The sequence below is a fragment of the Pseudokineococcus lusitanus genome, from assembly GCF_003751265.1.
Lineage (GTDB): Bacteria > Actinomycetota > Actinomycetes > Actinomycetales > Quadrisphaeraceae > Pseudokineococcus > Pseudokineococcus lusitanus.
In genome coordinates this window covers 150,944-160,908 of the sequence record NZ_RJKN01000004.1, presented here as the reverse complement: position 1 = coordinate 160,908, position 9,965 = coordinate 150,944, and the positions used below count along the sequence as shown (strand labels likewise).

Here is a 9,965-nt window from a genome sequence, read left to right as displayed (position 1 = left end):
GCACGACCACCCCGGGGCGGCGCTCCTCCGCCGCCCCGGGGGGCACCACGGGAGGCGCCGTCGCGGCAGGTGGTCCGCGACGGCGCCTCCTGCGCGTCAGCCGCGGGGAGCGCTGGAGGCCCGGACCACGAGGCGGCCGGGCAGCCGCTCGACGCCGCGGCTCGGCGAGCCGCCCATCGCGGCCTGCAGCCGCTGGGCCGCCACCCGGCCGAGGTGCTGGAGGTCGAGGTCGACCGTCGACAGCGCCGGGCGCGCACCGGTGGCCACGGCCTCCCAGTTGTCGACGCCGACGACGGCCACGTCGTCGGGCACGCGCCGACCCTCCTCGCGGAGGGCGTCGAGGACACCGCGCGCCACCTGGTCCGAGCCGGCGAAGACCGCGTCGAGGCCGGGCTCGGCGCGCAGGAGGCTGCGGGTGGCGCCGCGGCCCCACTCCTCGCTCCAGGCGCCCAGCAGGGGGCGGCCGCCGGCGAGCTCGAGGCCCGCCGAGGCCAGGGCCGCGCGGGCGCCCTCCGCGCGGTCGCGCGTCGCCCCGTAGCCGGGGTCGCCGCTGATGTGGCCGACGCACCGCCGTCCCGTGGCGAGCAGGTGCTCGACGGCGAGGCGGCCGGCGCCCTCGTGGTCGCTGACGAGCGAGCAGTCCGCCGGGTCGTCCGAGGGGGCGTAGGCGTAGACGACGGGGACGGGCACGCGGCCGAGGGAGGCCCGCACGTCGGGGCGCTCGCCGACGACGATGAGCCCGTCGACGCGGCGGGCGAGCAGCGCCCGCAGGTGGTGCTGCTCCCGGATGGCGTCGCCGCGGGCGTCGCAGAGCAGGACGGCCGTCCGCTCGAAGCCGAAGGCGTCCTCGGCCCCCATGAGCACCGGGATGGAGAACCGGCCGTCGAGGTCGGACGTCAGCAGGCCCACCGTGCCGCTGCGCCGGGCGCTGAGGCCCTGGGCGAGCGTGTTGGGCGTGAAGTCGAGCCGGGCGGCGGCGTCCTCCACGCGGCGACGGGTGCTCTCGCGGACGTCGGGGCGCCCGTTCAGCGCTTTCGACGCGGTGGGGACGGAGACGCCGGCGAGCGTCGCGACGTCGCGCAGCGTCGCCGGGCGCGCGTCGTCCGGCGGCGGACCGGGACGTCCTCCGGACCCGCCGGACGTCCCGTCGTCCCGGCCCTGCGGCGCGTCCCCGGTGGTCACCGGACTGTTATACCCGGGTGGGCGACACCCGTTGACAGCCCGGAGGCCGTCCGCCCACGGTCTCCGCAACCGCTTTCGCAGAGTTGCGACAGCGACGGCGCGCGGCGGGTCGCCGCGTGCCCGGCACGTCGGGACCACCGACGACGGTGCTCGACGACGAGTGCGGGAGAGACCATGACCACCACCCCCAGGACGCGCCGCGCGCGGCGCCTCGTCGCCCTCCTGGCGACCGGCGCGCTGGCCGGCCTCACGGCGTGCGGCAGCGGCGGCACCGCGCCGACCGTCAGCAGCGACGCGGGCCCCGAGGGCGTCGACGACGGCACGACGCTGACGCTGTGGACGCGGGCGCCCCTCGAGGCGCAGGCGCAGCTGCTCGTGGACGCCTACAACGAGAGCCACGAGAACCAGGTCGAGCTGACCATCACGCCCAACGACGACTACGTCACCCGGGTCGGCGCCGCGGCCGGCAGCGGCGACCTGCCCGACCTCTTCGCCGCCGACATCGTCTACGTGCCCAACTGGACCGAGGCGGGCCTCTTCGCCGACATCACGGACAAGATCGCCGAGCTGCCCGAGGCGGGCAGCATCAACCAGGGGCACCTCGACGCCGGCACCTACGAGGACCAGCAGTACGTGCTGCCCTTCGTCCTCGACCTGTCGGTGATGTTCTGGAACAAGGACCTCTACCGCCAGGCCGGCCTCGACCCCGAGCAGGGCCCGACCACGCTCGCGGAGTACGAGGAGCAGGCCCTCGCCGTCCAGGCCCTCGACCAAGAGGGCGTGTACGGCACCGCCTTCGGCGGCAACTGCGGAGGGTGCGGCGTCTTCACCTGGTTCCCCATGGTGTGGGCGTCCGGCGAGCAGGTCATGGACGAGGCGGGCACCGAGAGCCTCCTCGACGGCGACGCCGCCACGGAGGTCTACGACACCTTCCGCACGCTGCAGGAGGCGGGGGCGGTCACGCCGGCGTCGCGCGACGAGACGGGCGCGACGTGGGTGGCCGACTTCCAGGAGGGCCGCGTCGGGGTCATGCCGTACCCGGCCACGCTCCTGCAGGGCACCTCCGAGACGGTCGACGTCGGCGTCACGCCCATCCCCGGCGTCGACGGCGGTGCCTCGACGTTCGTCGGCGGTGACGGGATCGGCATCTCCAAGGACTCCGAGGCGCCGGACGCGGCCTGGAACTTCCTGTCCTGGCTCATGTCCGACGAGGCGCAGGTCGAGGTCCTCGCGGCCAACGACGTCACGCCGGCCCGGACGGACCTGGCGGACAACGAGTTCGCGCAGGAGGACCCGCGCGTGCAGGTCATCAACGAGGTCGCGGGCGCGGCCGACAGCCGCACGCCCTTCGCCCCGAACTTCCAGCAGGCCTTCAACGCCCCCGGCAGCCCCTGGGTGACGCTGTTCCGCAACCAGGTCTACGGCGACGCCGGGACGCTGGAGCAGGACAACGAGGCCATCACCGAGGCGCTGTCCCAGTAGCACCCGCCGTCGGCGGCCGCCCCCCAGCGGGGCGGCCGCCGACGGACCCACCACCGCACGCCGCCCGCCGCCGCCGTCGGGCAGAGAGGGGACCTCCGTGACCCCACCCAGCACCCCGCTGCCGCCGGGCGCCACGACCGCGGCGCCGGCCGGGGCGGGCGACGACCCCGTCACCGCCTCGCTCGCGCGGCGCAGCCCGCTCGCTCCCCGGGCCGGCCGGCGCGGCGGGCCGGTCCGCCCGGGCCGCGGACGGGGCAGCAGCAGCTCCCGCCGCCGGCAGGGCTGGCTCTACGCCGCCCCCACGGCCCTGTTCGTCCTCGTGCTCTTCCTCGTGCCGCTCGGCCTCGTCCTGCGCATGTCGGTGTCCGACTGGAGCCTCTTCGCCGGCAGCCGCGGGATCAACGTCCCGGACAACTTCACCGCGGCGGTGGGCGACCGCCTCTTCGGGCCGGCCGTGCAGTTCACCGTCACCTACACGGTCGTCACGACCGTCATCCTCATCGCGCTCGCCCTCGGGCTCGCGCTGCTCGTCCAGGAGGCCACCCGCTGGAACAGCGTGGTGCGCACCGCGGTCCTCGTCCCCAGCGCGCTCGGGCTGGCGTCGGCCTCGCTGCTCTTCTACGCGCTGTACTCGCCGCAGAGCGGGCCGCTCGGCCCGCTCCTGCAGCGGGTCGGCCTCGCCGACGGCCCGGTGTCCTTCCTCGGCACCCCGACGGCGGCGCTGTGGTCGACCGTCGCCCTCGTCGTGTGGCGCTTCGCCGGCTTCTACATGCTGCTGCTGCTCGTCGGCCTGCAGGGCATCTCGGGCGACGTCTACGAGGCCGCCTCCATCGACGGCGCCGGCCGGTTCCGCAGCTTCTGGCACATCACGCTGCCGCTGCTGACGCCGTCGTTGGCGCTCTGCACGATCCTCTGCGTGACCGGCTCGCTGCTGGCCTTCGACCAGTTCTACATCCTCACCAAGGGCGGCCCGGACAACACGACGGTCACCGTCGTCCAGCTCGTCTACTCGACCGCCTTCGCCGGCGCGAACGACCTCGGCCGCGCCGCGGCCCTCTCGATCCTCGTGCTCGGGGCGCTCGTCGTCGTCAACGCGCTGCAGTTCAAGGCCCTCCGCCGGAAGGACGTCTGACCGTGAGCGCACCGGCCCCCGCACGCCCCGCCCCGCCCCCGTCCTCGCGGCGGCCCGACGCCGTCCCCTCCCGGGGCCGCGGCGGCCCCTCGCCGTGGTCGCGCACGCCGACGTACGTCCTCACCGGCGGCCTCGTCATCATCTTCCTGTTCCCGTTGATCTGGGCGGGCGTGGCGTCGGTGTCCCCGCAGGCCGGCACCGCGCAGTCCGAGGGCTGGGGGCTCGGCAACTACGAGACGCTCGTCGGCTACCAGGCCGGCGTCGGGCGGTACCTGCTCAACAGCACGGTCGTGTCCGGCCTCGTCGTCGTCCTCACGCTCGGCGTCTCGCTGCTCGGCGGCTACGCCTTCGCGCGGTTCTCGTTCCCGGGCAAGGACCTGCTCTTCCTGCTCGTGCTGGCGATCCTCATGGTCCCGTACGCCACGCTGCTCATCCCGCTGTACGTGCTCCTGGCCCAGCTGGGGCTGCAGAACAGCCTCGTGGGGCTGGCGCTGGTGCTGACGATGTTCCAGCTGCCCTTCGCCACCTTCATGATGCGGATCTCCTTCGAGGCGATCCCCGCCGAGCTGGAGGAGTCCGCCCTCGTCGACGGCTGCAGCACCTTCGGCGCGCTCCGGCGGGTCCTCGTGCCGGCGGTCAAGCCCGGTCTCGTCACCGTGGGCCTCTTCGCCTTCCTCGCGGCGTGGAACGACTTCATCACCCCGCTGGTCCTCATCACCGACTCGAACCTCATGCCCCTCCCGCTGGCGGTGGCCAACATGCGCCAGCAGGTCATGGGGATCGTCGACTACGGCGCCACGCAGGCCGGCGTCACCGTGCTCGCCCTGCCGTGCGTCCTGCTCTTCCTCGCGCTGCAGCGCCACTACGTCCGCGGCTTCATGTCCGGGGCGCTCAAGGGCTGACGCCCGCCCGCCCTCCCCCCACCTCCGCCGCCCGACGTGCCCGCACGGGCGGGCCGGTCCCGGAAAGGCTCGCCATGACCTCCCTCACCGCCCCGCCCTCGGCCGCCCCCGCCACCGGTGGCACGTCCGCCGGCACCCCGGTCCTGCCCTCGACCGGCGCCCTGCGCCCCCTCGGCCTCGACGAGGTGCGGGTGACCGGCGGCCGCTGGGCCCGCCGCCAGGACGTCAACGCCCGCGCGACCCTCGCCCACGTCGAGCACTGGCTGGAGCGGGAGGGCTGGCTCGGCAACTTCGACGCCGCCGTGGAGGGCCGGCTGCCGCACGACCGCCGGGGGCGCGAGTTCTCGGACTCGGAGGTCTACAAGCTCCTCGAGGCCCTGTCGTGGGAGCACGGGCGCACGGGCGACGCGTGGGCCGACGCGCGGGTGCGCGCCATCACCGCGCGCGTCGCGGCGGCGCAGGAGCCGGACGGGTACCTCGGCACGATGTTCGGCCGCCCCGGGCAGGCGCCGCGGTGGAGCGCGCTGGAGTGGGGCCACGAGCTGTACTGCCTGGGCCACCTCGTCCAGGCGGCCGTCGCCCGGGCCCGGACCGTGGGCACCGACGACGACCTCGTCCGCGTGGCGGTGCGGGCGGCCGACCACCTGTGCGACGTCTTCGGGCCGGGCGGCGTGGAGTCGGTGTGCGGGCACGCGGAGGTGGAGCCTGCGCTCGTCGAGCTCTCCCGCGTCACGGGGGAGCGGCGCTACCTCGAGCAGGCGCGCCTGTTCGTCGAGCGCCGCGGCCACCACGTCCTCGCCGACGTCGAGTACGGCCGCTCCTACTTCCAGGACGACGTGCCCGTGCGCGAGGCCCCGGTCCTGCGGGGCCACGCGGTGCGCGCCACCTACCTCGCCGCGGGCACGGTCGACGTCGCCGTGGAGACGGGCGACGACGGGCTGCTCGACGCGGTGCGGCGGCAGTGGGCGCGCACCGTGGCCCGGCGCACGTACGTCACGGGCGGCATGGGCGCGCGGCACCAGGACGAGGCCTTCGGCGAGGACTTCGTGCTCCCGCCGGACCGCGCCTACGCCGAGACGTGCGCGGGCATCGGGTCCGTCATGCTCGCGTGGCGGCTGCTGCTGGCCGGCGGCGGCGCGGGCGCCGCCCGCTACGCCGACCTCGTCGAGCGCACGCTCGACAACGTCGTGGCCGCGTCGCCGTCGCACGACGGGCGGCGGTTCTTCTACACCAACACGCTGCACCAGCGGGAGCCCGGCTCGGTGCCCCCGGAGGACGTGGCCGTCGGGCGTGCGGCGTCCTCGCTGCGGGCGCCGTGGTTCGGCGTCTCCTGCTGCCCCACCAACGTCGCGCGCACCGTGGCGAGCCTCGGCGGCTACGTGGCGACGACGGACGACGACGGGCTGCAGCTGCACCTCCACCTCGGCGCGGAGGTGCGGGCGGCGCTGCCGGACGGCACGCCCGTCGACGTCGACGTCGACGTCGAGGAGGTCGACGGCGTCGACGGCGTCGTCCGCGTCCGCGTGCTGGCCGACGCCCCGCGGGCGTGGTCGCTGTCCGTCCGCGTCCCCGGCTGGGCCGCCGGGGCGGTGCTCGAGGAGCCGGACGGCCCGGCCGGCGGCCGCCCCGTCGACCCCGGGACGGCGGTCGTCCGCCGCGCCTTCCGCGCCGGCGACGAGGTGGTGCTGCGCCTGCCGACGGCGCCCCGGCTCGTGCGCGCCGACCCGCGCGTCGACGCCGTCCGCGGCGCCGTCGCCGTCGAGCGCGGCAGCGAGGTCCTCTGCCTCGAGTCGGTCGACCTGCCGGGCGGCGCGCACGTGGACCGCTTCCGCCTCGACCCCTCCGCGGCCCCGCGGGTGGAGGACGGCCTCGTCGTCGTCCGCGGGCGGCTCCTGCCCGACGACGAGGACGGCGACGCCGCCGGGGGCGACCCCGGTGCGGCGGGCGCCTGGCCCTACCCCGGGGCGGGGACCGAGGCCGCGCCGCTCGGCGAGCCGGTCGACGTCGTCCTCCGCCCGTACGAGGGCTGGGGCGAGCGGGGTCCCGCGACGATGCGGGTGTGGCTGCCCGTCGCCGGCGCCGACGACGCCTCCGCGGCGGTCGGCGACTGAGGCGACCGCGGCCGGGCGGGGGACCCCCCCCGCCCGGCCGCACCTACCCTGGGACCGTGCTGCTGGCCCTCGACACCTCCGCCGTGGCGAGCGCCGCGCTCCTCGCCACGGGCGCCGACGGCGGCCGCGTGCTCGCGGCCCGGGCCGCCCAGGACCCCCGTCGGCACGCCGAGGTGCTCCAGCCGATGGTCGAGGACGTGCTGGCCGAGGCCGGCGCCGGGCGCCGTGACGTCACCGCCGTCGTCGTCGGGGTCGGCCCGGGCCCGTACACGGGGCTGCGGGTCGGCATGGCCGCCGCGCTGACGCTCGGCGCCGCGCTCGACGTCCCCGTCCACGGCGTCTGCAGCCTCGACGCGGTGGCGCGCGCGACGGCGGACGCCCTCGGCGACGGCCTGCCGGACGTCCTCGGGGTGGCGACGGACGCCCGGCGGCGCGAGGTCTACTGGGCCACCTACGCGACGGCGGACGAGCTGCGGCGCACCGGCGGTCCCGACGTCGGGGCCGCCGCGGACGTCGCCGGTGCCGCCGGCCGCTGGGTGGGCCGCGGTGCCGTCCTCTACCCCGACCACCTGGCCGCCCTGCCGGCGGCGACGACCGACGGCGCCGTCCGCGACGACCTGCGCGACCCGGCCGCGGCCGCGGTCGGCCTCGTGGCCGCCGACGCGCTCGCCGGCCGCGGCGCCCTCGCCCTCGTCCCCGTGGAGCCGCTGTACCTGCGGCGCCCCGACGCCGTGGCCACCGCCGACCGCGGCGCGCCCGCGCCCGTCCGGTGACGACGGCCCCCGTCCGCCCGCCCGCCGGGGCGCTGCCGGCCCTGCGGCCGATGCGCTGGTGGGACGTCGCCGACGTCGCCGCCCTCGAGGCGGAGCTCTTCGGCCCCACGGCGTGGAGCGCCGAGACCTTCTGGTCCGAGCTCGCCGCGCCCGGCCGTGCGTACTGGGTGGCCCGCGACGACGAGGGCGGCCTCCTCGGGTACGCCGGCGCGGCCGCCGCGGGCGGCGACGCCGACGTGCAGACGGTCGCGACCGCGCCGGCCGCCCGCGGCCGCGGCCTCGGCGACGCCCTGCTGACGGCCTGCGAGGACCACGCGACCGCCCTCGGCGCGGGAGCGCTGCTCCTCGAGGTCGAGGCGGGCAACGCCCCGGCGCTGCGGCTCTACCACCGGCACGGCTTCGTGCAGGTGGCGCGCAGGCGCGACTACTACGGTCCCGGCTCGGACGCGCTCGTCCTGCGCCGCCGGCCACCGGGCGGCCCCCCGCCCGCCGACGGCCCCGGAGGCCCCGGCACGACCGGGCGCCCCCGCACCACCGGCACCACCGGCACCACCGCCACGACCGACGACCCCGACGGAGCCCCCACGCCATGACCCCGCTGTCCCTGCTCGTCACCGGTGCCCAGGCGTCGGTGTCGGTCGACGAGGCCGTCGGCGGCCTCACGGGCGTCTCGGGCGCCCTGGCGCGCTTCATCGCGAGCATCGGCGAGGTCGGCGTCTTCGTCGCCACCGTCCTCGAGACGATCGTCCCGCCGATCCCCAGCGAGGTCGTCCTGCCGCTGGCCGGCTTCATCGCCGCCCAGGGCGGCATGAACCTCGTCCTGGCCGTCGTCGCCGCGACGCTCGGCTCCCTCGTCGGCGGCTGGTTCTTCTACTGGGTCGGCCACGCCTTCGGCGAGGAGCGGGCGGTCCGCTGGGTCTCCGCCATCCCGCTCGTCGACCGCGAGGAGGTCGAGCACGCGTCGCAGTGGTTCCACCGCCACGGCAGCGCGTCGGTCTTCTTCGGCCGGCTCGTCCCGGGCGTCCGCAGCCTCATCTCGGTGCCGGCCGGGGCCACCCGCATGGGCCTCGTCCGCTTCAGCCTGCTGACGGCCGCGGGCTCCGGCCTGTGGAACAGCTTCCTCGTCGGCGGCGGCTACGTCGTGGGCGGCGAGTTCGAGCGGGTCGAGCAGTACGCCGGCTACGTCGACTACGTCTTCGTCGCGGCCGTCGTCGTGCTGCTGGCCCTCTTCGTCCGCAGCCGCGTGCGCCGGGCCCGCCGCCGCGGCGGGCGGCTCCGGGACGCGCTGTGACGTCGGCGCCCGCCCCCCTCGTCGGGCCCGACGCGTCGGCGCCGCTCGTCCTCGGGATCGAGACCTCCTGCGACGAGACCGGGGTCGGCCTCGTCCGGGGGACGACGCTGCTGGCCGACGTCGTCGCCAGCAGCGTCGACGAGCACGCCCGCTTCGGCGGCGTCGTGCCCGAGATCGCGAGCCGCGCCCACCTCGAGGCGATGGTCCCCACGCTCCGGCGGGCGTGCGACGAGGCGGGCGTGACGCTCGCGGACGTCGACGCCGTGGCCGTGACGGCCGGGCCCGGCCTCGCCGGGGCGCTGCTCGTCGGCGTCGGCGCCGCCAAGGCGCTCGCGTGGGCGCTCGACGTGCCGCTCTACGGCGTCAACCACCTCGACGCGCACGTCGCCGTCTGCGCGCTCGACGGCGGCCCGCTGCCGACGCCGTGCGGCGCGCTGCTCGTCTCGGGCGGGCACACCTCGCTGCTCCACGTCGTCGACGTCGCCTCCGACGTGCGCCTGCTCGGCGAGACGGTCGACGACGCCGCGGGGGAGGCCTTCGACAAGACCGCGCGCCTGCTCGGCCTGCCCTACCCGGGCGGCCCGGCCATCGGCGCGGCCGCGCTCGAGGGCGACCCGACGGCCATCGCCTTCCCCCGCGGGCTGACCGCGGCGCGCGACCTCGAGCGGCACCGCTTCGACTTCTCCTTCTCGGGCCTCAAGACCGCGGTGGCCCGCTGGGTCCGGGCGTGCGAGGCGCAGGGGCGGCCCGTCCCGGTCGCCGACGTCGCCGCCTCGTTCCAGGAGGCCGTCTGCGACGTCCTCACCCGCAAGGCCGTCGACGCCTGCCGCACGCACGGCCTCGAGCACCTGCTGCTCGGCGGCGGGGTGTCGGCCAACGGCCGGCTGCGCGAGCTGCTCGCCGAGCGCTGCGCGGAGGCGGGCATCGCCCTGCGCGTGCCGCGGCCGCGGCTGTCGACCGACAACGGGGCGATGGTCGCCGCGCTCGGCGCGCACGTCGTCGCCGCCGGCCTGCCGCCGTCGCCGCGCACGCTCGGCGGCGACCCGTCGCTGCCGGTCGGGCGGGTGCTCGTCGGCGCCTGACGACGCCGGG

Annotated in this window: 9 protein-coding genes; 8 read left to right on the top strand and 1 reads right to left on the bottom strand. The window is 76.9% G+C overall.

Annotation, left to right across the window (positions count from 1 at the left end):
* Positions 1-96: 96 nt before the first annotated feature.
* Positions 97-1,083, bottom strand: coding sequence for a LacI family DNA-binding transcriptional regulator (locus tag EDC03_RS08865; protein WP_422393815.1), 987 nt, complete (start codon positions 1,081-1,083; stop codon positions 97-99).
* Between the two features lie 273 nt (positions 1,084-1,356).
* Between EDC03_RS08865 and EDC03_RS08860 the strand changes: the two genes are divergently transcribed.
* The 8 genes from EDC03_RS08860 (at position 1,357) to tsaD (ending at position 9,955) form a co-directional block, all read left to right on the top strand.
* Positions 1,357-2,664, top strand: a complete 1,308-nt coding sequence (locus tag EDC03_RS08860; RefSeq protein ID WP_123379870.1) for an ABC transporter substrate-binding protein — start codon at positions 1,357-1,359, stop codon at positions 2,662-2,664.
* 97 nt (positions 2,665-2,761) lie between these two features.
* Entirely contained in the window at positions 2,762-3,796 is a 1,035-nt protein-coding gene (locus EDC03_RS08855) for a carbohydrate ABC transporter permease (RefSeq protein WP_199720087.1), read from the top strand.
* Between the two features lie 2 nt (positions 3,797-3,798).
* Positions 3,799-4,698 carry a carbohydrate ABC transporter permease gene (locus EDC03_RS08850; RefSeq protein ID WP_123379869.1) on the top strand — a complete coding sequence of 300 codons (900 nt, stop codon included), beginning with the start codon at positions 3,799-3,801 and terminating at the stop codon, positions 4,696-4,698.
* Between the two features lie 74 nt (positions 4,699-4,772).
* Positions 4,773-6,809, top strand: a complete 2,037-nt coding sequence (locus EDC03_RS08845) for a glycoside hydrolase family 127 protein (RefSeq protein ID WP_123379868.1) — start codon at positions 4,773-4,775, stop codon at positions 6,807-6,809.
* 59 nt (positions 6,810-6,868) lie between these two features.
* Complete coding sequence (gene tsaB, locus EDC03_RS08840) at positions 6,869-7,582, top strand: tRNA (adenosine(37)-N6)-threonylcarbamoyltransferase complex dimerization subunit type 1 TsaB (RefSeq protein ID WP_123380086.1); 714 nt, start codon at positions 6,869-6,871, stop codon at positions 7,580-7,582.
* Positions 7,579-8,175 carry a GNAT family N-acetyltransferase gene (locus EDC03_RS08835; protein ID WP_241967110.1) on the top strand — a complete coding sequence of 199 codons (597 nt, stop codon included), beginning with the start codon at positions 7,579-7,581 and terminating at the stop codon, positions 8,173-8,175. The genes tsaB and EDC03_RS08835 overlap by 4 nt, the downstream gene beginning before the upstream one ends.
* Positions 8,172-8,873, top strand: a complete 702-nt coding sequence (locus EDC03_RS08830) for a DedA family protein (protein ID WP_123379867.1) — start codon at positions 8,172-8,174, stop codon at positions 8,871-8,873. Before EDC03_RS08835 ends, EDC03_RS08830 begins: the two co-directional genes overlap by 4 nt.
* Positions 8,870-9,955 carry a tRNA (adenosine(37)-N6)-threonylcarbamoyltransferase complex transferase subunit TsaD gene (tsaD, locus tag EDC03_RS08825; RefSeq protein WP_123379866.1) on the top strand — a complete coding sequence of 362 codons (1,086 nt, stop codon included), beginning with the start codon at positions 8,870-8,872 and terminating at the stop codon, positions 9,953-9,955. The genes EDC03_RS08830 and tsaD overlap by 4 nt, the downstream gene beginning before the upstream one ends.
* Positions 9,956-9,965: the final 10 nt, after the last annotated feature.